This is a genomic window from Arthrobacter sp. B1I2, assembly GCF_030816485.1.
Taxonomy (GTDB): Bacteria; Actinomycetota; Actinomycetes; order Actinomycetales; family Micrococcaceae; genus Arthrobacter.
Genome location: NZ_JAUSYC010000001.1, coordinates 1234779 through 1256982, shown reverse-complemented (window position 1 = coordinate 1256982; position 22204 = coordinate 1234779). Strand labels below are relative to the sequence as shown.

The following is a 22204-nucleotide window of genomic DNA, read 5'->3' as shown; positions in this document are numbered from 1 at the left end:
TCTTCCATGCAGCGGGGACAGTGGGCCGCGGCCGCGGCTATACTCAGTGCCAATCATGACCAGCCTCCCTTCCTCCCCCGCCAGCGTCCGCATCGATGCCTGGCTGTGGTCCATCCGTGCTTATAAGACGCGGTCCGCCGCCACGGCGGCCTGCCGCGCCGGGCATGTCCGCCTCAACGGCAGCCCGTCGAAGGCTTCGGCAACCCTGGTAACGGGCGACACCGTCACCGTCCGGATGCCCGGGTACGAGCGCATCCTTGAGGTGCGGAGGCTGATCGCCAAGCGCGTGGGAGCCGAGGCCGCGTCGCACTGCTTCACCGACCACACTCCCCCGCGGCCTGTCCTGCCGGCGCTTGGGCTTCCGCAGCGTGACCGGGGCGCCGGGCGGCCCACCAAGAAGGACCGCCGCGAGATGGAGCGCCTGCGGGGGCCGGCGTAAAAGGCGTGCCGAAGCCGTCAACCGCCGGACCTGGTGCGCGCCTGCACGAGGTTAGCGAACGGCAACCGACCAAATTCCGCCACGAACGCTGAATGGTAAGCCGCCTCTGCGTCGTTCAGTTGTTCCGCCGGGAGTTCTTTCCAGGCAATGGCCAGTGATCCGGAGTCGGCAAGCTGCCAGATTGCCCGCCCGTCCCAATGCCCGGGCGGCTTTCCCTGCCCGAAGTCCACAAACTCCTGGATCTGGCGTCGGAGCCCCCGGTTGCCTTTGCTTCCGGGCCCGGCCTTTCCGACGTAGAGAACGACGGCGCCGTCCACCCACTCGGCGGTTAGAGCGGCTGCCGGGAGGGACGGTTCCTTCTTCTTGAAGACGCCCGCGGTGCTTTTCGTGAGGAAGCGCAGCTGGAAATCTTCCGGAGCCACGACAATATACAGGCCTGTTCCTTGCGGAATCCTCATGGTCTCGAGGTCCTGGATCGGCCGGAAGCCGGCGAACCCTTCGGCCTTCAGGCCCTTCCTGGTGAACTGCATAATCCATTGAACAGCATGTCCTGGGACCGTTGCTGCCTTCCGTTTTCCACATAGGGCAATCGGGTTGCTGTCGTTGTCACACCCTGGTGGAAGACTTTGGTTATGGAAGCGGTTGTGGGGACGGCGGTGGTACTGGAGGCAGAACCTCGGGGACTGTTAGCTGCTGATCCCCCGCAATCCACGTTTACTGTTCCGGCTGCCAAGGAAGCGCTTCCGTTCCCGCCTGCTGCGCCTTCGATGCGTGATGTCTTGAGGCTGCTCGCTGCAGTTCCGCTGGCTGCCGACGGTGCGGGGATGATCGATCAGATGCGCCGGCTGGAGGATCTACAGTGCCTTGCCGCTGCCCGTCAGGCCGATACCGCGGTGGCCTTCGACCTGCAGCAGCGGCGGGAGCAGGCCGCCGCCGGGGTGCCCGTCGATGAGCAGGGCGCCGGGGTCGGCGCGCAGATCGCGTTGGCGCGGCGGGAGTCCCCGGCGCGGGGTTCCCGGCTGCTGGGGCTGGCCAGAACCCTGACCGGGATGCCGCACACGTTCGCCGCGTTCCGGGCTGGGCTGTTGAATGAGTGGCGGGTCACGCTGATCGTGAAGGAAACCATCTGCCTCAGTGCCGGGGACCGGGCCGGGGTGGATGAGGAACTCGCCGCGGACACCGGCACCCTCGAAGGGATGGGAGATAAGGCCGTCATCGCCGCTGTCCGGGCCGCCGCGTACCGGCGGGACCCTGCCTCGGTGGCGAAGCGGGCGGCCCGCGCTGTCACGGAACGCACTGTGAGCCTGCGCCCGGCCCCGGACACCATGACCTACCTGACCGCGCTGCTGCCCGCCGCCCAGGGCGTCGCCGCCTACGCAGCCCTGACCCGCGACGCCGATACCGCCTGCAGCGCCGGGGATGACCGGTCCCGGGGGCAGGTCATGGCCGACACCCTCGTCGAGAGAGTTACCGGCACCCCCGGCGGGATCACCGGGGTGCAGATCCAGCTCGTCATGACCGACCGCACCCTCCTCCAGGCCGACGCCGAACCCGCCCGGCTCCCCGGCTACGGCGTTCTACCGGCAGCCCGGGCCAGAGACACCGCCCTCAATAACGAACGCGACCTGGACGTATGGGTGCGCCGTCTCTACACCGCCCCCGCTACCGGGGAGCTGGTGGCGATGGACTCCAAGGCTCGGATCTTCCCTGCAGGGCTCAAACGCTTCCTTCAAATCCGGGACGATACCTGCCGCACCCCGTACTGCGACGCCCCGATCCGCCACCACGACCACATCACCGCCTGGCACGACGGCGGACGCACCAGCGCCGGCAACGGCCAGGGCCTCTGCGAAGCCTGCAACCACACCAAGGAAACACCAGGCTGGACCGCAAAACCGGTTCCCGGCCCGCGCCATACGGTGGCAACCACCACCCCCGCCGGCCACACCTACCACTCCACCGCACCACCACTGCCGGGTACACGATTAGCGGGACATCGAGCGCGCAGCTCCCAGGAACGGCGGATGGCGTTGGCGCGTGCCACCCCTTGAGATCCTGAGTTCCTCATGGCCGCCCCACTGGGCTGCAGCGCCGTTCGTCATCGTGGCAGCTGCCCCGGGTTGAGCTGCTGCAAAAAATTCAGTGTGCCCACCCCTACCCGCGGAAGCGTAGAGTGACATAGGACGCCTGATTCTGGACGCCTCGCTGCCAAGGGAGAAATCGTGACGATTGACTGGGACGAAAAAAAGGCCCTGCTACAGGAACCGAATATCGCGAAGGTAACCCAGCTTTGCGATGAACTGATGGAAAAGAAGCCTGGTTCCACCGTCCCCTACATCGACCCCGTCCACGACGAAGATGAGTGCAGGATCATCAGCCTCCAGGCCAGCCCCGGCAAGGGGACCGAGTCCGGGTTTGTCTCCCACAACAACGATGACGAAGCTGCCCGCCGCGCCACCCAGATCTACGAACTCGCCGAACTGGACCCCCGCTACGTCATGCCATGGAACGCCTACCCCTGGGTCCGCGAAAGCGGCAGCCCGTCGGCCCTGAGTGTCCAGGAAAAGACGGACGGCCTCCGCCCGTTCCGGCAGTTCCTCAAAATCAACTCCCGTGTTTCGGCGATCATCGCGCACGGCACGGATGCGTCCACGTTCCTGACCCTGTTCGAGAAGACCTACCACTCGTCGTTAAAGAACAGTGGCATCAAGATCTACAAGGCCTCCGCCCTTGGCGGCAGGGCCTTCGCCGTCTCCGAGGCCAAGCAGGAAGAGCTGCTCGCCAAGAGCGTGGAAACTTATCGGGACGCGATGCAGCGGGCAGGCATCCAACACCTGTAACGGCCGTTTTCTCAGCTTTCTTTCAGCCGCATGGGCGCATACTCGTAGGTACCCTGACCGGCGAGAGAACCAGGCTGAACCTTGACGTCGCACACCAACCGATTCCCACAGCCAGCATCTCCAGCGGAGAATGCAGCCGTGCGTATGGCGGTACTCCCCCAGCCCCGGCACTGGATCGCCGTGCCCGTCATCGCGGCCCTCCTGATTGTGGCCGCCGGGCTGGCGCTGCGGTTCATCCCCGCACTGACTTCCGCGGACATGTCCGTGGACGCGGAGCTGAGCCATGATCACTCTGCCGCGCTGACGGGCGTGGCCATGTTCATCAATGTGGTGTTCAGCCCTGCAGGCGGCGTACTGATGATCGCGGCCCTGTGCCTGTACCTGCTGCTGGTGCGCCGCAGCCCCGTTAATGCCGTCGCCACAGGCGTCGTGGCGGCCAGCGGCTGGGTGAGCAGCGAACTGTTCAAGGTTCTGGTGGCCCGCCACCGCCCCGACTCCACCGCGCTGTACAACCCGCTGATCCCTGAACCGGGAACTGACAGCTTTCCCAGCGGCCATGTCGCACTGGCTTCCGCGCTGGCCATCGCCGTCTTCCTCCTGGCCCGTGGCACCCGGTGGCAACGGCCCGCGGCCGTCCTCGGCATCCTTGTGGCGGCCCTCGTGGCCTTTTCGCGTGTCTATCTCGGTGTGCACTACCCCACCGACGTCACGGCATCCTTCCTGACCGCGGCCACCGGAGCGGCATTCGTGACCGGCCTGTGGAACCGCTTTGGCCTGGCAGTCCTAACCAGGGTGCCGCTCCTGGCAAAGCTGGGCCCCATCCCGGCCCCCCGGGGCTGATCCGCTGCCATGACGGGCTTCATCGACGGACTCCTGAACGTCAGCCCGCTCGTGGCGTACATCGCCGTCTTCTGCCTGGTGTTCGCCGAGGATGCCTTGTTTGTCGGTTTCGTCATTCCGGGCGAAACCGCCGCTGTGCTCGGCGGCGTGGTGGCCAGCCGGGGCGAGGTGCAGCTGGCCACCATGATGGCCCTGGTGGTGGCGGCAGCCATCATTGGCGACAGTGTGGGCTACGAAGTAGGCAAGCATCTGGGCACCCGCATCATGAAGACAAGAGCATTAGCCCGCCACTCCGGGAGGCTGGAGAACGCGCAGGACTTCCTGCGCCGCAAGGGTGGCTCCGCCGTCTTCCTGGGCCGTTTCACCGCCTTCTTCCGTGCCGTCATGCCCGCTTTGGCCGGCACGTCCCGGATGCCCTACGGCAGGTTCCTTGCCTGGAACGCGATGGGTGGCCTGGTGTGGGGAACCGGCTTCGTCCTGCTGGGCTTCCTCGCGGGCAACTCCTATGAAGCGGTAGCCCAGGCAGCGGGCCGGGACCTCGCCGTCGTCATCGGTCTAGTGGCGGTGGCGGCGTTCATCGCCTGGCACATTCGCTCACGACGGCGGCGGCAACGGCGGCGCGCGGCGAGCCAGCGGCGGGACTAGGGAGAGTTTGACAGCAACTGTGACCAGTGCCATATTTAAGGCGTGAACCTGTCAGACAGCCGGACAGCAGGACAGCCTGTATCCCGACCCCTTGCCCGGCTGAGTGCTGCCGAGGCAGTGTTCAACGCAATCCGTGAGGACATCGAGTCCGGTGTTATTCCGGTAGGAAGCAAGCTCAGCTCGGAGGCCACGCTCTCGCAGGAGTACGGGGTCAGCCGTTCGGTGATCCGGGAAGCCCTCCGTTCCTGCACGGCCCTGGGCCTTACGGTCACCAGGACCGGCAAGGGCACATTCGTCGTCGCCAGCAAAGTAGCCAATGACCTCACCCTGGGGCAGTACTCGGCACGGGACCTCACGGAAGCGCGCCCGCACATCGAGGTCCCTGCCGCCGGCCTGGCAGCGGAACGGCGCACGCCGGAGGAACTCGACATCCTCCGCGGGATCGTTGCCGCCATGGCCACGGAAGCCGATCCGGAATCCTGGGTGACCCTGGACTCCACCTTCCACGCCACGATCGCACGTGCCAGCGGCAACAAAGTGTTCGCGAGCGTGGTGGCTGATATCCGGGACGCGCTGGCACACCAGTCCGAGACGCTGAACATGGTGGCAGACCGCCAGCATGCTTCCGACATTGAACACCAGCAGATCCTTGCCGCCATCGAGGCCGGCTCGGCGGAAAACGCCCGCGCCGCCATGGCCCACCACCTGGAAGCCGTGGGCGTGGCCCTGGACTCCATCCTCAACAACTAGCCGACTCCAACCAACTCTCCCAAGGACTCCATGCCATCCCCCATGCCTTCTGCCGCCCACACTGCTGCCCCGCCCCAGCTGGCCCTGCCGCAGCACGCACCCCTGGTAGCCGCCACCCGTGATGGCCTGGTGGAGAGCGTTCACTACGGTTCCGGGATTGCCCTTGCGGCTGACGGTTCAGTGGCGGCAACCGCAGGTGATCCTCTGGCGCCCTTCTACCCGCGGTCTGCGCTCAAGCCCCTCCAGGCAGTGGCCATGGTCCGCGCCGGCCTTGAGCTCCCTGCAGATCTCCTGGCCCTGGCCGCCGCAAGCCATTCGGGAGCGGCAGCGCACCGCGAGGGCGCACTGCGCATCCTCGAACTGCACGCCCTCGCCCCCACCGACCTGGAAAACAGCACCGACCTCCCTTATGGCACCGCCGAGCGTGAGGAATGGCTGCGCAATGGCGGCAGCGCCACCCGGATCACCCAGAACTGCTCCGGAAAACACGCGGCCATGGCCGCAACCTGCGCCATCAACGGCTGGCCGGTCCAGGGGTACCTGGACCCGTCCCACCCCCTGCAGCAGCTCGTGGCACACACCGTCAACGACCTGACCGGCGAGGAGCCGCCGGCAGTAAGCACCGACGGCTGCGGAACTCCCTTGTTTGCCCTCACCCTTCGCGGCATGGCCCGCGCCTTCGGCCGGATTGCCTGCGCCGCCGCTTCCGCCAGCCTGGACGACGACGGCGGGCTGGGTTCCGGGAGTGCGGAAGCCGCCGTCGGGCTCGCCATGCAGCAGCACCCGGACATGGTGGCCGGGGAAGGCCGCGACGTCACGGAACTGATGCGACTGCTGCCCGGCGCCGTGGCCAAGGACGGCTTTGAGGGCGTGCAACTGGTGGGCCTGGCCGACGGCAGCTCCGTGGCCGTGAAGATTTCCGACGGCGGCGACCGCGCCCGGATGCCCGCCACCGTCCGGTTGCTGGATGCGCTGGGCGTGGACACCGAAGTCCTCGCCGGCATCGCCACCGCACCTGTACTGGGCGGCGGCCACCAGGTGGGCCAGTTGCTGGCCACCGATTTCCTGAACACCGAGTTCCCGGCCACAGACCGGTCCACGCCCGACAACGAAGCCCTGTGAGGACCCCCATGACCATGATTGACACCACCGCGGACGCCACGTCCGCTCCGACCACGCGGTCCGAGCACGACCTGCTCGGCGACCGCGACGTACCCGCCCAGGCGTACTGGGGCGTGCACACGCTCCGCGCCGTGGAGAACTTTCCCATTACCGGCCAGAAGCTGTCCTCCAACATGCACCTGGTCCGCGGCCTTGCCGCCGTGAAACTGGCCGCCGCCCGCACCAACCACGAGCTCGGCCTGCTGGACTCCGAACGCGCCGCTGCGATCGAGCAGGCATGCAAGGACGTTTTGGCCGGACAGCTTGCCGACCAGTTCGTGGTGGATGTGGTTCAGGGCGGTGCCGGGACGTCGTCGAACATGAACGCGAACGAGGTGATCGCCAACCGGGCACTGGAAATCCTTGGCCACCCCAAGGGTGACTACGCACGGCTGCACCCGAACGACCACGTGAACCTCAGCCAGTCCACCAACGATGTGTACCCCACGGCCGTCAAGCTGGGCACGATTTTCGCCGCGAGGGAGCTGCTGGCCGCACTCGAGGAACTCGAGGATGCCTGCGCTGCCAAGGCCATGGAATTCCGCACCGTGGTGAAGATGGGCCGCACCCAGCTGCAGGACGCCGTCCCCATGACCCTGGGCCAGGAGTTCGGCAGCTACGCCGTCACCATCGGCGAGGACCGGCTGCGCCTGGCGGAGGCCGAACTGCTGATCCACGAGATCAACCTCGGCGCCACTGCCATCGGCACCGGCCTGAACGCCCCGGCCGGCTACGCCGAAACGGCCTGCCGGCACCTGGCGGAAGTCACCGGGCTGCCGCTGGTGACCGCCGTCGACCTCATTGAGGCCACCCAGGACGTGGGCGCCTTCGTGCACCTGTCCGGCGTGCTCAAGCGGGTGGCAGTCAAGCTGTCCAAGATCTGCAACGACCTCCGGCTACTGTCCTCAGGCCCGCGCGCCGGCTTCGGCGAGATCAACCTGCCGGCCGTCCAGTCCGGGTCCTCCATCATGCCCGGCAAGATCAACCCGGTCATCCCGGAGGTGGTCTCCCAGGTGGCCTACGAGGTGATCGGCAACGACGTCACCATCACCATGGCCGCCGAAGCCGGGCAGCTGCAACTCAACGCCTTCGAACCAATCATCGTCCACAGCCTCCACAAGAGCATCTCCCACCTGGAGGCCGCCTGCCGCACCCTTACGGCCCGCTGCATCCGTGGAATCACCGCCAACACCGAGCACCTGCGCCGCAGCGTGGAGCAGTCGATCGGCCTGGTCACCGCATTGAATCCCCACCTCGGCTATGCCACCGCCACTGCCATCGCGCAGGAAGCACTTGCTACCGGCAAGGGCGTGGCCGAACTGGTCCTGGAACACGGGCTTCTCACCGATGCCCAGCTCCAGGACCTCCTAAGCCCCGAACGCCTGGCCAACCTCAGCAAGTAGTCCCCACATCCCCCAAAGGACACTCCCATGACAAATTCCCCCCTTCCAGACCACCTGATTGACGGCGGTCACGCGCATGCGTCTGAGACCTCCCTGCACGCGGAGGACAAGGGTTACCACAAGAACCTCAAGCCCCGGCAGATCCAGATGATCGCGATCGGCGGTGCGATCGGTACCGGCCTGTTCCTGGGCGCCGGCGGCCGGCTCAACGCCGCCGGCCCGTCCCTGGTCATCGCCTACGCGGTCTGCGGGTTCTTCGCGTTCCTGATCCTGCGCGCCCTGGGCGAACTGGTCCTGCACCGGCCCTCCTCGGGCTCCTTCGTCTCCTACGCCCGCGAATTCTTCGGCGAAAAGGCCGCGTTCGTTTCCGGCTGGTTCTACTGGATCAACTGGGCCACCACCACCATCGTGGACATCACCGCCGCCGCCCTCTACATGCACTTCTTCGGCAACTACATCCCCTGGATGGCCGACGTCCCGCAGTGGGCCTGGGCACTGACCGCCCTCCTCGTGGTCCTGGCCCTGAACCTGGTCTCCGTGAAAGTCTTCGGCGAAATGGAATTCTGGTTCGCCCTGATCAAGGTCGCCGCCCTCGTCGCGTTCCTCATCATCGGCACCTACTTCGTCATCTTCGGCACCCCCGTCGACGGCCAACAGGTCGGCCTCAGCCTGCTCTCCGATAACGGCGGGATCTTCCCCAACGGCCTGCTGCCCATGATCATCCTCATGCAGGGCGTCCTGTTCGCCTACGCCTCCATCGAACTCGTCGGCACCGCCGCCGGCGAAACCGAAAACCCCGAAAAAATCATGCCCAAGGCCATCAACTCCGTGGTCTTCCGGATCGCCGTGTTCTACGTCGGCTCCGTGATCCTGCTGGCCCTGCTGCTGCCCTTCACCGCCTACCAAAAAGGCGTCAGCCCCTTCGTGACCTTCTTCGGCTCCATCGGCGTCCAGGGCGTAGACGTCATCATGAACCTCGTGGTCCTCACCGCCGCCCTGTCCTCCCTGAACGCCGGGCTCTACTCCACCGGCCGGATCCTGCGCTCCATGTCCGTCAACGGCTCCGCCCCCCGCTTCGCCTCCCGCATGAACAAAGCAGGCGTCCCCTACGGCGGCATCGCCATCACCGCCGTCGTCTCCCTCCTCGGCGTCCCGCTGAACTACCTCGTCCCCGCCGAGGCCTTCGAAATCGTCCTGAACATCGCCTCCGTCGGCATCGTCATGACCTGGGCCACCATCGTCCTGTGCCAGATCCAACTCAAACGCTGGGCCGACAAAGGCTGGGTCGAACGCCCATCCTTCCGCATGTTCGGCGCCCCCTACACCGGCTACCTCTCCCTGCTCTTCCTCGCCGGCGTCCTCATCATGGTCTTCATCGACTCACCCCTGACCATGCTCGTCACCGCCATCGCCTCCACCCTCATGATCATCGGCTGGTACGCCTGCCGCACCCGCATCCGCCAAATCGCCGAAACCCGCGACGGCTACACCGGACTCTCCCCGGTGGTTGCGAACCCGCCGGCTCAAACCTTCAAGAAGTAGCCGGCTGCTTTAACGCGACGGCGGCCCCCAGGTTCTGGAATCCAGGAACCCGGGTGCCGCCGTCGGGCGTTTAAAGCACCTGTTGTTCTACTTTGACGGCTTGACCACCATGGCCGAGCCGCCGCCCCGCCTGACCGGCTCAGCTGCCGCCAGGGTCCGCCCGTCCTCAAGGAACTCGATGGCGGTGGCTGCACCGATCTCCGAGGCGGACGTAAACGAGTCACCCGACGGGGTCAGGATGTGGCCGAAGCGCGACGTGAGGGCCTTGCCGTACTTGTCGATGAAGGCCGGCTCAGCTGTCACCTTCTCCGTGTTCCGCTGGGAAGCACGGGGAGCCGCAATGGCGTCCGGCGTGCTCATGCCCAGGTCGATGCGGTTCACCAGGGTCTGCAGGACGGTGGTGATGATGGTGGAGCCGCCCGGGGAGCCCAGGGCCAGGAACGGCTTGCCGTCCTCCAGCAGGATGGTGGGCGACATGGACGAACGCGGCCGCTTGCCCGGCTCAATCCGGTTGGGGTCCGTGGCGCTGTAGACGGTGGAGAAGTCCGTCAGTTCGTTGTTGAGCAGGAACCCGCGGCCGGGAACCACAATGCCGGAGCCGCCGGTCTGCTCAATGGTCAGCGTGTACTCCACCACGTTTCCCCACTTGTCTGAGACGGTCATGTTGGTGGTGGAGATGTTTTCCGTGTCCTTCTCATCGGCGGCAGCGGCCGGTTCAACCGGGCAGGTGCCGTCGTAGGACGTGACGTCGCCGGCCGTCTTTAGGGGCTTGGCTGCCGCATGCATTGGATCGAGTTCGCAGGCGCGTTCCTTGCCGAAGATGGGATCCGTCAGGGCCGTGGTTGGCACTTTCACAAAGGCGGGGTCACCCACGTATTTCGCGCGGTCCGCGAACGCCAGGGCGCTGGCCTCGAGGTAGTGGTGCAGCACCGCCGGCTGGTCAGCCTTCAGGGACGGCAGGTCAAACACGTCCAGGATGTTCAGCGATTCACCCACCGTGGTACCGCCGCTGCTGGAAGGGGCCATCCCGTAGACGTCGTAACCGCGGTAGTTCACGTGGGTGGGCTTCTGCTCCAGGGCCTTGTATTTCTTCAAATCCTCCTCCGTCATGGAACCCGCCGGGACGGGCAGCTCGGTGGTCTTAGACTTGGGCGGGTTCTGCACGGTGTGCGCGATTTCCTTGGCCAGCGGTCCGTCGTAGAACGCGTCCATGCCCTTGTTTGCCAGAAGCCGGTAGGTGTCTGCGAGGTCAGGGTTCTTGAATACCGACCCCACCTCCGGGAGCTTCCCGCCGTGCAGGTACAGGTCCTTGGTAGAGGTGAAGGCTTCGAAGCGCTTCTGGTTGTCCGCCGTCTGCTGGCGGAACGTCTCATCAACGACAAAGCCGTCTTCTGCGACGTCAATCGCCGGCTCCAGCGCGTCCCCCAGGCTGATGCTGCCCCAGCGCTTCAGCGCGCGCTCCCAGGTCGCCGGAGTACCGGGGACACCCACGGAGACGCCGCTGGTGACGAGCTCGGGGGTGAAGTTGTAGGGCTTGCCGGTGGCGGGATCGATGAACGCATCCGGCTTGATCCCCGCCGGCGCCGTCTCGCGTCCGTCGATGGTCCTGATCTTTCCGGACTTCGCGTCGTAATAGACGAAATAGCCGCCACCGCCGATTCCGGCACTGTAGGGCTCGGTGACTCCAAGGGTGGCTGCCGCGGCGACGGCGGCATCCACTGCGTTTCCGCCCTTGCGGAGGACTTCAATGGCTGCCGCTGATGCTTCCGGGTCCACGGTGCTGACCGCGCCGCCATAGCCGGTGGCCGTGGGGTTCTTATCGGTTTGCCGGGTATCGGCGGCAGCGGGGCTGATGGCCCCGGTGGTCACGCTCATGGCCAGCGCTGCAGTTACAGCTGCGAGCCGGCGTCCAAGATGTGGCATGGTGGCTCCTAAGTGGGGGTCGAGTGATGTGGGCCACGCTACTCTTCGGGTAGGACACACTCAACGGCTTCGGAATGGGAGTGCACCATGGCAGGATCCAAGCTCGCAGTGGTGGGCGCCGGGAGCGTCGGCACCTCGCTGGCGTACGCCGCGCTGATCCGCGGCTCGGCCAGCAACATCGCGTTGTATGACGTCAACACGCCCAAGGCGGAGGCCGAAGCGCTGGACCTTGCCCATGGCAGCCAGTTCGCGGCGGCCTCGGCCACCGTGACCGGCGGCGGGGACATCGCCGTGACGGAAGGCGCCGACGTCGTGGTCATCACGGCAGGTGCCAAGCAGAACCCCGGCCAGAGCCGCCTGGACCTTGCCGGCACGAACGTGCGGATCCTGGAACAGCTGATGCCGCCGCTGCTTGAGCGCGCGCCGGACGCCGTCTATGTCCTGGTGACCAACCCCTGTGACGTCCTGACCGTGGCCGCCCAGCGCATCTCCGGCCTGCCCTCCGAACGGATTTTTTCCTCGGGCACGGTACTGGACACCTCCCGGCTGCGGTGGCTCCTGGCCCGCGAGGCCGGGGTTTCCGTTACCAGCGTCCACGCCAGCATGGTGGGAGAGCACGGGGACACCGAGTTCCCGTTGTGGTCTGGCGCGACGATTGGCCCGGTCCCGATCCGCGACTGGACGGTTGGCGGGGAGCGGATTTTTACGCCCGAATCCCTCGCCACCACTGCCCGGGAAGTGGTCCAGGCCGCCTACAAGGTCATCGCCGGGAAGGGTGCCACGAACTACGCGATCGGCCTCTCCGGTGCCCGCATTGTGGAGGCGCTGCTCCGCGACGACAACGCCGTCCTTCCTGTCTCCACCGTGATGTCAGGGCTTTACGGTATCTCCGGCGCGGCACTCTCCCTCCCCAGCGTGGTGGGGAGGGGCGGGGTGCACCGGGTCCTGGAAACGCCCATGGACGACGGCGAACTGGCAGCCCTGCGGCATTCCGCGGACACCCTGCGGAGCACCATGGAGGCGCTGGGGATCTGAGCCAGCACATATGCTCTTCTGGAGGCTCAACGACGAACCAACAGGAGTAACGCATGACCAACTGGCGGATCAGGGATTTCCATTCGGCCGACCTTGACGGAATCCTGCACCTCTGGGAAACGCTGAAGGCACACAACGTCGAACCCGTCTACGCCCTCTCCGAGGTCCTCGCGTCCTGCGAGAAAGACCATGCGGTTGTTGCAGTGCAGGGCGAGCAGGTGGTGGGTGCCGCCGTCGGGCGGGCGGCCCACGACCAGGGCTGGATCGTTTTCCTGGCCACCCTTCCCGAGTACCGCGGCAGGGGCATCGGCACCTCGCTGCTGGCCGCCGTCGAAAACCGGATGGCCCCGCACGGCCTGAACAAGCTCTCGGCCCTGATGCCGGAGTCCGAGACCCGCGTGGAGGCCTTCCTGGGCCGCGGCTTCGCGCTCAAGAAGAACCTGCGCTACTTCGAGCGGACCATCCCCGTCCAGCGCCAGGAACTCGGCGCCCTGGGCCAGCTGGGCGGCCGCGTCCTGGCCCGTGACCTGTGGGAAAACGTGGCCGGCATGCGCAGGGAGAAGGAGCTGCTCGAACGGCGCCTGGTGCTGCCGCTCGCCGAGGCGGACCTGGCCGATGAGTTCGGCGTGGTGCCGCCGCGCGCCGTCGTCCTTTTCGGCCCTCCCGGCACCGGCAAGACCACCTTTGCCAAAGCGATCGCATCCCGGCTGGAGTGGCCGTTCGTGGAGGTGTTCCCGTCCCGCCTGGCCGGCGACCCGCAGGGCCTGGCCGGTGCGCTGCGCGAGACCTTCCTGGAAATCGCCGAACTGGAGCACGCCGTGGTGTTCATCGACGAGGTGGAGGAGATCGCTTCCCAGCGCGCCGGTGACCCGCCGTCGCCGCTTCAGGGCGTGACCAATGAGCTGCTGAAGATCATCCCCGCTTTCCGCGAACAGCCGGGCCGGCTCCTGGTCTGCGCCACCAACTTCATCCGCGCCCTGGACTCGGCTTTCCTGCGCCACGGGCGGTTCGACTACGTGATCCCCATCGGGCTGCCGGACCGTCAGGCGCGCGAGGCGATGTGGCAGCGGTTCATCCCCGCGGCCGTGGTGGACGCCGTGGATGTGGAACTCCTGGTGGAACGTACTGAGGGCTTTTCCCCGGCAGACATCGAGTACGCGGCCCGCAGCGCCTCCCAGCGGGCGCTGGAAAAAGCAGTGTACGACGACGGCGGGCTGGCCTCCGGGGGCGAGGTTTCCGTCCGCGAGGCGGTCAGGAAGGGGCCCTCCACGCAGGACTACCTCGACGCCATTGGTGACACCCGTACCACCGTCAGCGCTGAGGTGCAGGCGGACTTCCTGGAGGACATTGAGGCGCTGGGACGGGTCTAGCTGACGGTCTTCCAAGGGATTTATGCAGGGACCTTTGCCCCTTTGCCCAGTCCCTGCGGGACGCCAGAGTGGTGGTCATGGCAAGAATCCTGATCCCCTATGGAACGTCGGAGGGCCAGACGGCCCGGATCGGCGACTACATCTCTGATGTGCTGCAGGCCCACGGCCACCAGGCCGACCTGTTGGACCTCAAGCACGCAGACCACGACCTGCCGGACGGCTATGACGGCGTCATTGTGGGCGCTTCCATCCATGCCGGGAAGCACGAAGGCTACGTGGCCGATTTTGTCCGCAGGAACCGGTCCGCCCTGGCGAACCTTCCGGCCGCCCTGTTCTCGGTCAGCCTTGCGGCCCACGGCGATCCCGAGGACGCGGAGAAGTACGTAGCAGAGTTCGAGGACAGTACCGGCTGGCACCCTGACAAAGTGGCGATGTTCGGCGGCGCCCTCCTGTACACCCAGTACGGCTTCCTGAAGCGCTTGATGATGAAGAGAATCGTCAGCGGCCAGGGCAGCACTGATACCGATACCGGCCGTGACTACATCTACACGGAATGGGACGGGGTGCGGCGGTTTGCGGAGGAGTTCCTGGTCTACGTGGACAGGAACCCCGGGCCGGCGTCGTAGCGGAGGTTCTCGTAGTCGGTGTCGTCGGCCTCGTCCAGCTGCGCGTCGAACTCCTCCAGCAGCCAGGGGTTGACCCGTGCCAGGATCTTCCGAATCTCCTCCACCTCCACGGCGGCGTAGAGCACGGGCCGGGCATCCCGGTACTTGGTCACCGGGGGCTTGTCCGGCCACTTCTCCGCCAGCGCCCGGACCCGCTCGGGCAGCGAGTTGTGCGCGTTGTCGGCGATCTTGACCAGGGCGGCGTCATGGTCCTCGGCGATCTCATGGATGCCGGACTGATAATCGTCCGGGTTACTGTGCAGGCGGTTGGTGACACGCTCGATGATGTCCACGGAGCGCTCCGGGACACCCATGTCCAGCAGGGCCTGCCGTGTCATTGGTGTGTCCTCGGCGATATCGTGCAGGTAGCCTGCGATCCGGATCTCGTCGTCGAAGTCCGCCAGGGCGTCTCCGACGGCAAGGACATGGTCCGTGTAGGGCCGCTTCAGCTTGTCCTTCTGCCGGTTGTGGGCCACCTCGGCCAGGACTTTGGCGGTCTCCACCGTAAACGTGGACGTCCGGACCTGGTCCGGCGTGTGCTCATCTGCCATCTACCAAGCTTAGCCAGCGGACGCGCCGTCCATGCCGGTCCACACCCAGGGTTGGCGTGGCAGCCGTGCAGGGTCGAGGGCCGGCAGGGCCTGGTCCAACGTTCCGCCGGGCAATCCCAGGGACTCAAGCAGCAGGCTCCGCACCTCGTGTGCGGCCACGCCGGCGTGGGCGAGGTCCGCCAGAGTGACCGCTCCATCACGCTTTGCCAGCCTCACGCCGTCGCGGTTCACCACCAACGGGACATGCACATATTCCGGGACGGGAATATCCAGGAGCGAGGCGAGGTAGGCCTGCCGGGGCGTGGAGGGGAGCAGGTCGTCACCGCGGACCACCTGGTCTATACCCTGGTCGGCATCATCCACCACCACGGCAAGGTTGTAGGCAGTCACCCCGTCATTCCTGCGAAGCACGAAATCGTCCACCGCTCCGGTGAACGTGCCGTGAAGGACGTCCTGCACGGCGTACTCCACAACGTCGGCCCGCAACCGGATGGCGGCCGGACGGATGGACCTCCTGTACTCCAATTCTGCCCGGTCCAGGTTGCGGCAGGTGCCGGGGTAGGCTCCCTGGGGAGCATGCGGGGCGGATGGCGCCTCCTGGATCTCGCGCCGTGTACAAAAGCATTCGTAGGTCAGGCCGGCCTCTTCAAGCCGGGTGATCGCCTCTGCGTACAGGGGCCCGCGGTCCGTCTGCCGGACAACGTCGCCATCCCAGGTGACGCCCACCGCCGCCAGATCCCGCAGCTGCACCTCCTCCGCTCCTGCGCGGGCACGGTCCAGGTCCTCCACCCGCAAAAGGAAGCCGCGTCCGGTGGAGCGGGCAAAAAGCCAGGCAAGCATTGCCGTCCGGAGGTTTCCTACATGCAGCTCACCGGACGGGCTGGGGGCAAAGCGTCCGGCGGAGGTCATGGACTAACCCTAGACGGAAGCACACAAGAGCCCCTCAGCTACCGATGACTCCGGGAATCGGGCGTCGGTAGCTCAGGGGCTCTTGCCGTGTTTACAGAATGAGCGTGGTGTGAACAAGCGTCAATCAGCGGCGGCCTCCTTGCGGGAAGCGGTGTCCAGTTGCCGGGTGGTGTGCCGGGGAACCTGTAGCCTGCGCGGACCAGCGGTAGCTTTTGTCCTTGTTGCCACTATTCCAGCAGAGAACATACAGTTGGGACAACAAGCAGAACTTCGATTGATCACTCTGATCAATACTCAAAGTTCCCGGCGACAGGAAATGATCAAATTGCAGGAACTGGACGCCACCGACCGGCGGATCCTGAAGGCTCTGGACGAGGATCCCCGCGTCCCCATCATGGTGCTCGCGCAGCGGCTGGGCCTGGCCCGCGGAACTGTCCAGAGCCGGCTGGAGCGGATGACGGCGTCCGGTGCCCTCCGGCCCAACAGCAGCCGGGTGCTTCCCGCGGCCCTTGGACGGGGCGTGGCCGCTGCGGTCAGCGCAGAGCTGGACCAGAGCCACCTCAACGAGGCCATCGCTGCCCTGCGTAAAATCCCCGAAGTCCTGGAGTGCCATGCGCCGGCCGGCGATACCGACCTGCTGATCCGGGTGGTGGCCACCAGCCCGGACGACCTCTACCGGGTGTCGGAGGAGATCCGCCTCTGCCCCGGCATCGTCCGCACGTCCACCAGCATGTTCCTCCGCGAAGTCATCCCGTACCGGACCACCGGCTTGCTCGGAGGATAGCTCTCCCCATCGCCGCACGGAGGATGCCCGGCTAGGCTGGCACGGAGGAGCCAACAGGGGGACAACATGGCGGGGCACTTTTACGGCGGCGATGTGGCGCAGCTGCGGCAACTGGCCAAAGACCTTTCTGCCGGCGCCAACCGGCTCACTGCCTTGGGGCAGCAGCTCAGCGGCAGCATTGGTTCCGGCCTTTGGAAAGGCCGCGACGGCGACAGGTTCCGGAGCGAGTGGACGTCATCACACGCCAAGCTGCTGAGATCGGCAACGGCAGGGCTGGAGTCGGCAGCCAGGACACTTCTGGCCAATGCGGACGAACAGGAGAAGGCCAGCACCAGCGGATCGGGCGGCGCCGGTGCGGGTGGTTCCGGAGCGGGAGCGTCTGGCAGCGGAACCGCCCAGGACCTGACGGACACACTGAACGCCATGACCCCTGCCGAGCGGCGTGCCTACCTGAAAAGCGACGAGTTCCGCCAGTGGGCCGAGGCCAACCCGGACGCAGCCAAGGCCGCCATGGATGCCGCCGCAGACTCAGGCCTGATCAGCAAGAACTCCAAGGGGTACCAGGACTTCCTCAATTCCTACTGGAACCGGCAGGCGATGCTGGAGATGGGCATTGATCCTGCTGACTGGGACACGTCAAAGGGTACCGAATACAACTGGGAGACCATCGCCAAGGTCTACGACTTCTACGGCCAGGCCTACCTTGCCAATCCTGACCTGCAGTGGGCTGGCATGGCCAACATGATCGGTCCATCCTTTGCCGGCGGGTTCCGGGACATGGCCATGCTGCGGGATCTGGCCCAGCAGATTTCCGACAATCCTGCCTCGGACATACCGCTGCCGGTCCTGGACCAGCTTGAACAGCTCGCAGGGATGACGGACCAGGAAATCCGCTTCTACGAAACCAGCATGCTGGACATGAACAAGGAAATCTTCCTGGACCAGGCCCGGCAACACCAGGCGTACATGAACGGCGGCATCGATGAGATCAACCGTCTCCGCGACTCTGGCGCCATCGACGAGGCCACGGCCAACGCGTGGGCGCAGATCGATTCGGGAAACCCGGAGCAGGTCAGGGAGGGCAACACAGCGCTCCTGTACCGCGAGCAGAACGAGATCATCGCGGACGACTACGACGACATGCGCAGTCATCCCGGAGGCGAAGCTGTGACCTACATGGTGACGCTCGCCGGCGAGCCCTCCATCCCGGGTGCCAAGAGCTACCCCGAGGTGTTTCCGTACACCTTCAGCGTGGAAAGCCCCGGCCCGGAGAACATTCCCTTCACCAGCTGGGACAACCCCGCACAGTTCCGCACCGACTTCACCACCGGATTCCCCGACGGCAACATCGCCGATGCGGACCAGCGCTGGAACCTCATCAAGCAGGACACCCTCCCCGCCTACCAGCACCTTCTGGCCACGGACCCGGACCGGGCAGCCCAGATCATCGGCTCCGACTTCGACGGCCGGGTGGACCAGTACCGTCCCACCAACAACATTCCGGGCATCATGGACCGGTTCCTTGACGGGTTTGATGCGGAGGTCCACCAGTGATTGCGCCCCGGCGGGCCGCCGCACGCGGCGGACGTACCGCCGTCGTCGTTGCCCTCAGCTCACTCCTTGTCCTGACCGGCGTGCCAGGCCGCCGCACCGGCCCCGGCCGATCCGACTACCGCCACTTCACCTTCTGCAGGGAGCACCGTGAAAACCTCCTCTTTCTCCACCCTTGACGCCGCCGGCGTGGAAAGCATCCGCAACACCAAAACCGCCCGGCTGGATATGAGCTCGGGCCGGCTGGAAAAGGACGCCGTCCGTGTCACCAAGGACAGCTATGGCCCCGAGATCAACACCCGCGACTCGGGCAAGATCAACCTCAGCATCCTGGCACCCAACGGTGAAATCACCGCCGAAACGGACCGGATCCGCTTCAACACCACGGACAAGAGGACGGACTTCAGCGAGGTCACCTACTTCCTCACCGCAAGCTCCGCGGACGAGTACTTCGAGCTGATCAGGGACGGCGTCCGGCGCTACGGGATCTCCGCGGAATCGGCTGAAGAATGGATCAGCAGCACGCAAGCGGACCCTGCCTCCAAGAGCGATTTCTCCATCACGCCCGGAACAGACACCGGGCTGACGGTGAACTACGATCTTCGCTACGACGGCGGCAAGGACACGCAGGTGATCATCGTCCACATCCTGCCTGCAGGCTGACGTGGGAACAGGTCTAGACGGGCGGGCCCGCGTTGGATTTGAGGTTCTTCATGACCAGTGTTGACGTCAGCCGCTCCACGCCGGGCAGGGACGTCAGTTCCGTGTCGTAGAAGCGCTGGTAGGCCGGCAGGTCCTCGGCAATGACCTTCAAGAGGTAGTCCGGTGAACCAAACAGCCGCTGGGCCTCCACAATGTTCGGGTTGTCCGCCACCCGGTTCTCGAAGATCTCCATGGTGGGCCGGTCCACCTGGCGGAGGGTGACAAAAACGATCGCCTCAAACCCCAGGCCCACAGCCGCAGGGTCAACGTCTGCCTTGTACCCGCGGATCACTCCGGACTGCTCCAGATCGCGCAGCCGCCGGTGGCACGGCGCCACCGTAAGGCCCACCTTCGCTGCAAGCGCGGTGGCAGTCATGCGGCCGTCCTCCTGGAGGTGGCGCAAGATATTCCTGTCGATCTTATCTAACACGCAATAAACATACTGCGTGGACCGCGGGGCGAGCGAAAACAGGACAGCACTTTTGGCCGGATTCTCCCTATGGTTGCTCCTGAGAGCCCGTCGACAGGAGAAACCCGATGAACCCGCAGCTGTTCCTGGCCTTCCTGGTGGTGGCCGCAGCCTTGGCCTGCACGCCGGGAGTGGACTGGGCCTACACCATCGCGGCGGGCCTCCGGCAGCGCAGTTTCGTCCCGGCGGTTGCCGGGCTTTGCGGCGGCTACGTCCTCCACACCGTCCTGCTGGTAGCCGGCTTGGCCGCCGTGCTGGCAGGCATGCCCGGCCTCCTGGGGTGGATCACCCTGGCCGGCGCGGGCTACCTGCTGTGGCTCGGGGTGGGGACCCTCCGGTCCTGGCGCGGCGCCAGCTTCAGCGCGGATGCAGCCGGCGGGGGTTCGGGGACGCAACTGCGCACCTTCCTGCAGGGGATGGGCACCAGCGGGATTAACCCCAAGGGCCTGCTCTTCTACGTGGCCCTCATTCCCCAGTTCGTCAGCTCCGAGGCCCCGTTCCCCGTGCCGGTGCAGTCCGGGCTGCTGGGCATGACGTTCGTGGCGCTGGCAGGCCTGGTCTACACGGTGGTGGCCCTGCTCTCGCGCACACTGCTGCAGAGCAGGCCGGGCGCTGCGCGGGCAGTAACGCTTGCCAGCGGCATCATCATGGTGGCGCTGGGAGCCGTGCTGCTCGGCGAACAGCTGGTGCCGCTCCTGGCCACCCGCTTCCACTAGCCGGCCGGGTTCCTAGTCTCCGCTGAGTTCCTTCCAGTCCTGCTCCCAGATCCGCCGCATTTCCTCGTCCTTGCGAATTGGCGCCGGCCCCTCCAGCTCGCGCTGCGGTTCCGGGTCCCCGCGCCGGCGTCCCCAGTCGCGGGGATTCAGTGACCGCCGCCCCGATTCCAGCACGAGCAAAGCCCGGTCCGTCAGCGCGTCATTGCGGAGCGCAAGGTGTGTCTTGCGGCGGCGCAGGACTTCGGCGATTGCCTGGTGCGCAGCATCCAGCCGGCCTTCCCTTCGCAGGGCGCGGGCGCGGACCAGCAGCAGGGCTGCAGAGAGATCGTCAGCGTTCAGCAGCCCCTCCGTCCAGTCGATCACGGTGCGGCTGCGGCCCAGCGTGAGAGCCAGTGAACAGCGGGCCAAGGCCATGGGGAGTGACGGCGGCAGCCCGGTCAGCGCGTCGAGCGCGGCTTCGGTGCGGCCGGTCTCGCGCAGCGAGTGGGCCAGGGCCAGGAACACCGATTCCTCGCTGAACAGCACGGGGATCTCCACCCGCTCGGCCAGTTCAATCCGGGTGACGATCCTGGTGAGGTAGGTGGATGAGTAACGGTTCGCTTCGTCGTCATTCCTGGTGGTCAGCCCGCGCTGGAGGAGCTCGGAAGCGCGCAGGTAGCCGCCGTGCTTGTACGCCAGCAGCCCGGCCATGAGGTAACAGAGGCCAGCCCACCCCGGGTAGGCCCGTGCCAGGGCGATCAGGGGTTCCGGTTCGCGGCTGGTGAAGACAGCTTCATGCACCGCCTTTGCAGGTTTGGGCACCAGGCGCTTGAGCCGGGGCACCTCGCCGTCGATGGACAGCAGGGCGGGGTTGCGTCCGCCCAGGACGCCGGTCAGCAGCCCGCCCACTCCCCCGGCAAGGTCGTGGACCGGTGTGCGCAGCTGGGCCTGCCCGTAGGGGGTGAGGTCACGGCTGTCCCAGTAGATCGGTGCGGTGTCCCCGGCGCTCATCTTTCCATGCTAGCCGGGCGGCGTTCAGTGCTCGATGCGCTGGCCGTCGGACGCGTGATGGCGCAGGGGGTCTTGTCCGCGGCGCCATTTTCAGGAAGGGTAGTAAGCACCCTTAGTAAATGAATCTTGGCAAGGAGATTGCTATGCAGATCGATAAGAACCAGATCCTTGAACTCCTCCGGTCCCAGGGAGACCAGGACAAGGCCTCGCAGGCGGAATCGGAGTTGCCGGACCAGGTGGACACCGAACAGCACGCAGGCCTGCTGTCGAAATTCGGCATCAATCCGGCCGAACTGCTGTCCAGGCTTCCCGGCGGACTCGGAGACAAACTGCCGGGCGGCCTCGGGGACAAGCTCGGCGGCCTGGGGCTCTAAATTCGGGCTGTTCGTCTGCGCCGTTGCGGACTCAGCCGTTCGCGGCGGCTATCCACACCCCGATGACCCAGGTACTGGCGGCAAGGCAGGCGAGCCCGAACTCGGCAAGCATCCCCAGCCCGGTGGCCTTCAGCCCGGCCCAGCTGGACCTCGCCGCCGTCGAAAAGTTCCGGGTCCGGAGGAACTCGCTGACCAGCAGGCCGGCGGCGAAGCCAACAAAGAGGCCCACCACCGGGATGATGAACATCCCTGCCACACCCGCTACCAGGGCCACCACGACGCTGCGGCTGGGAATGGCATGCTGCTTGAGCTTCCTGCCGGTAAGGACAGCGCCGGCCGTCATCCCCGCGGCCACAAAGATCATGGCCACCGCGAAGACGATCCACCCCGCCGTCCCCGCACCGCCCCAGATGGCCCAGGCCAACAGGCTGATGCCAATGAGGACGCTGCCGGGCAGGACAGGAATGATGGTGCCGGCCACCCCCACCAGGATGGCCAGGCCGCACAGGATGGTCACCACGGTCTCGGAACTCATGAACCCCAGT

The 22204-nt window shown here is 66.2% G+C and carries 24 protein-coding genes; 17 read left to right on the top strand and 7 right to left on the bottom strand.

The window, feature by feature from the left end:
* Positions 1-55: 55 nt before the first annotated feature.
* Positions 56-439 carry an RNA-binding S4 domain-containing protein gene (locus QFZ57_RS05895; protein WP_306629499.1) on the top strand — a complete coding sequence of 128 codons (384 nt, stop codon included), beginning with the start codon at positions 56-58 and terminating at the stop codon, positions 437-439.
* Positions 440-456: 17 nt separating this feature from the next.
* On the opposite strand, the gene QFZ57_RS05890 is transcribed toward QFZ57_RS05895, so the two are convergent.
* On the bottom strand, positions 457-969 hold the full coding sequence (locus QFZ57_RS05890; protein ID WP_306629498.1) for a hypothetical protein: 513 nt from the start codon (positions 967-969) through the stop codon (positions 457-459).
* 102 nt (positions 970-1071) lie between these two features.
* Between QFZ57_RS05890 and QFZ57_RS05885 the strand changes: the two genes are divergently transcribed.
* From QFZ57_RS05885 to QFZ57_RS05850, 8 genes are all read left to right on the top strand, one after another.
* Positions 1072-2490: an HNH endonuclease gene (locus QFZ57_RS05885; protein WP_373461188.1), complete on the top strand. Its 1419-nt coding sequence runs from the start codon at positions 1072-1074 to the stop codon at positions 2488-2490.
* A gap of 171 nt (positions 2491-2661) precedes the next feature.
* Positions 2662-3279 carry a uracil-DNA glycosylase gene (locus QFZ57_RS05880; protein WP_159629723.1) on the top strand — a complete coding sequence of 206 codons (618 nt, stop codon included), beginning with the start codon at positions 2662-2664 and terminating at the stop codon, positions 3277-3279.
* Positions 3280-3423: 144 nt separating this feature from the next.
* Positions 3424-4119, top strand: coding sequence for a phosphatase PAP2 family protein (locus QFZ57_RS05875; protein ID WP_306901538.1), 696 nt, complete (start codon positions 3424-3426; stop codon positions 4117-4119).
* A gap of 9 nt (positions 4120-4128) precedes the next feature.
* Entirely contained in the window at positions 4129-4764 is a 636-nt protein-coding gene (locus tag QFZ57_RS05870) for a DedA family protein (protein WP_306898695.1), read from the top strand.
* Positions 4765-4806: 42 nt separating this feature from the next.
* The gene (locus QFZ57_RS05865) at positions 4807-5514 is read left to right on the top strand and encodes a FadR/GntR family transcriptional regulator (protein WP_306629496.1); all 708 of its coding nucleotides are present in this window, start codon (positions 4807-4809) and stop codon (positions 5512-5514) included.
* 30 nt (positions 5515-5544) lie between these two features.
* A complete protein-coding gene (locus tag QFZ57_RS05860) occupies positions 5545-6636 on the top strand; it encodes an asparaginase (RefSeq protein WP_306629495.1) in 1092 nt (363 codons plus the stop codon).
* Positions 6637-6644: 8 nt separating this feature from the next.
* Positions 6645-8078, top strand: coding sequence for an aspartate ammonia-lyase (locus QFZ57_RS05855; RefSeq protein ID WP_306898693.1), 1434 nt, complete (start codon positions 6645-6647; stop codon positions 8076-8078).
* A 27-nt stretch (positions 8079-8105) separates the two neighbouring features.
* Positions 8106-9620: an amino acid permease gene (locus QFZ57_RS05850; protein ID WP_306898692.1), complete on the top strand. Its 1515-nt coding sequence runs from the start codon at positions 8106-8108 to the stop codon at positions 9618-9620.
* Positions 9621-9707: 87 nt separating this feature from the next.
* Here the strand turns inward: QFZ57_RS05850 and ggt are convergent, their stop codons facing one another.
* Positions 9708-11543, bottom strand: coding sequence for a gamma-glutamyltransferase (gene ggt / locus QFZ57_RS05845; protein WP_306898690.1), 1836 nt, complete (start codon positions 11541-11543; stop codon positions 9708-9710).
* Positions 11544-11630: 87 nt separating this feature from the next.
* Here ggt and QFZ57_RS05840 point away from each other — a divergent pair, with 87 nt between their 5' ends.
* From QFZ57_RS05840 to QFZ57_RS05830, 3 genes are all read left to right on the top strand, one after another.
* Positions 11631-12578 carry an L-lactate dehydrogenase gene (locus tag QFZ57_RS05840; RefSeq protein ID WP_306898688.1) on the top strand — a complete coding sequence of 316 codons (948 nt, stop codon included), beginning with the start codon at positions 11631-11633 and terminating at the stop codon, positions 12576-12578.
* Between the two features lie 53 nt (positions 12579-12631).
* A complete protein-coding gene (locus tag QFZ57_RS05835; protein ID WP_306629490.1) occupies positions 12632-13948 on the top strand; it encodes an ATP-binding protein in 1317 nt (438 codons plus the stop codon).
* A 77-nt stretch (positions 13949-14025) separates the two neighbouring features.
* Entirely contained in the window at positions 14026-14574 is a 549-nt protein-coding gene (locus QFZ57_RS05830; RefSeq protein WP_306629489.1) for a flavodoxin domain-containing protein, read from the top strand.
* On the opposite strand, the gene QFZ57_RS05825 is transcribed toward QFZ57_RS05830, so the two are convergent.
* Both QFZ57_RS05825 and gluQRS read right to left on the bottom strand, forming a co-directional pair.
* A complete protein-coding gene (locus QFZ57_RS05825; RefSeq protein WP_306629488.1) occupies positions 14541-15164 on the bottom strand; it encodes a phosphohydrolase in 624 nt (207 codons plus the stop codon). The genes QFZ57_RS05830 and QFZ57_RS05825 overlap by 34 nt on opposite strands.
* Before the next feature lie 9 nt (positions 15165-15173).
* Positions 15174-16073 carry a tRNA glutamyl-Q(34) synthetase GluQRS gene (gene gluQRS / locus QFZ57_RS05820; RefSeq protein ID WP_306898683.1) on the bottom strand — a complete coding sequence of 300 codons (900 nt, stop codon included), beginning with the start codon at positions 16071-16073 and terminating at the stop codon, positions 15174-15176.
* Positions 16074-16389: 316 nt separating this feature from the next.
* On the opposite strand from gluQRS, the gene QFZ57_RS05815 reads away from it, so the two are divergent.
* The 3 genes from QFZ57_RS05815 to QFZ57_RS05805 all read left to right on the top strand — a co-directional run bounded on the left by QFZ57_RS05815 (position 16390) and on the right by QFZ57_RS05805 (position 19071).
* The gene (locus QFZ57_RS05815) at positions 16390-16857 is read left to right on the top strand and encodes an Lrp/AsnC family transcriptional regulator (protein WP_306629486.1); all 468 of its coding nucleotides are present in this window, start codon (positions 16390-16392) and stop codon (positions 16855-16857) included.
* Between the two features lie 66 nt (positions 16858-16923).
* Positions 16924-18411, top strand: coding sequence for a WXG100 family type VII secretion target (locus QFZ57_RS05810; RefSeq protein WP_306898681.1), 1488 nt, complete (start codon positions 16924-16926; stop codon positions 18409-18411).
* A 147-nt stretch (positions 18412-18558) separates the two neighbouring features.
* Positions 18559-19071, top strand: a complete 513-nt coding sequence (locus QFZ57_RS05805; protein ID WP_306898680.1) for a hypothetical protein — start codon at positions 18559-18561, stop codon at positions 19069-19071.
* 13 nt (positions 19072-19084) lie between these two features.
* On the opposite strand, the gene QFZ57_RS05800 is transcribed toward QFZ57_RS05805, so the two are convergent.
* Complete coding sequence (locus QFZ57_RS05800; protein ID WP_373461187.1) at positions 19085-19540, bottom strand: Lrp/AsnC family transcriptional regulator; 456 nt, start codon at positions 19538-19540, stop codon at positions 19085-19087.
* Between the two features lie 107 nt (positions 19541-19647).
* On the opposite strand from QFZ57_RS05800, the gene QFZ57_RS05795 reads away from it, so the two are divergent.
* Positions 19648-20295: a LysE family translocator gene (locus tag QFZ57_RS05795; RefSeq protein WP_306898678.1), complete on the top strand. Its 648-nt coding sequence runs from the start codon at positions 19648-19650 to the stop codon at positions 20293-20295.
* 12 nt (positions 20296-20307) lie between these two features.
* On the opposite strand, the gene QFZ57_RS05790 is transcribed toward QFZ57_RS05795, so the two are convergent.
* Positions 20308-21285, bottom strand: a complete 978-nt coding sequence (locus QFZ57_RS05790) for a hypothetical protein (RefSeq protein ID WP_306898676.1) — start codon at positions 21283-21285, stop codon at positions 20308-20310.
* A 143-nt stretch (positions 21286-21428) separates the two neighbouring features.
* Between QFZ57_RS05790 and QFZ57_RS05785 the strand changes: the two genes are divergently transcribed.
* Positions 21429-21659, top strand: a complete 231-nt coding sequence (locus QFZ57_RS05785; protein ID WP_306629481.1) for a hypothetical protein — start codon at positions 21429-21431, stop codon at positions 21657-21659.
* Positions 21660-21690: 31 nt separating this feature from the next.
* On the opposite strand, the gene QFZ57_RS05780 is transcribed toward QFZ57_RS05785, so the two are convergent.
* A complete protein-coding gene (locus QFZ57_RS05780) occupies positions 21691-22194 on the bottom strand; it encodes a DUF456 domain-containing protein (RefSeq protein ID WP_306898673.1) in 504 nt (167 codons plus the stop codon).
* Between the last annotated feature and the right edge of the window lie 10 nt (positions 22195-22204).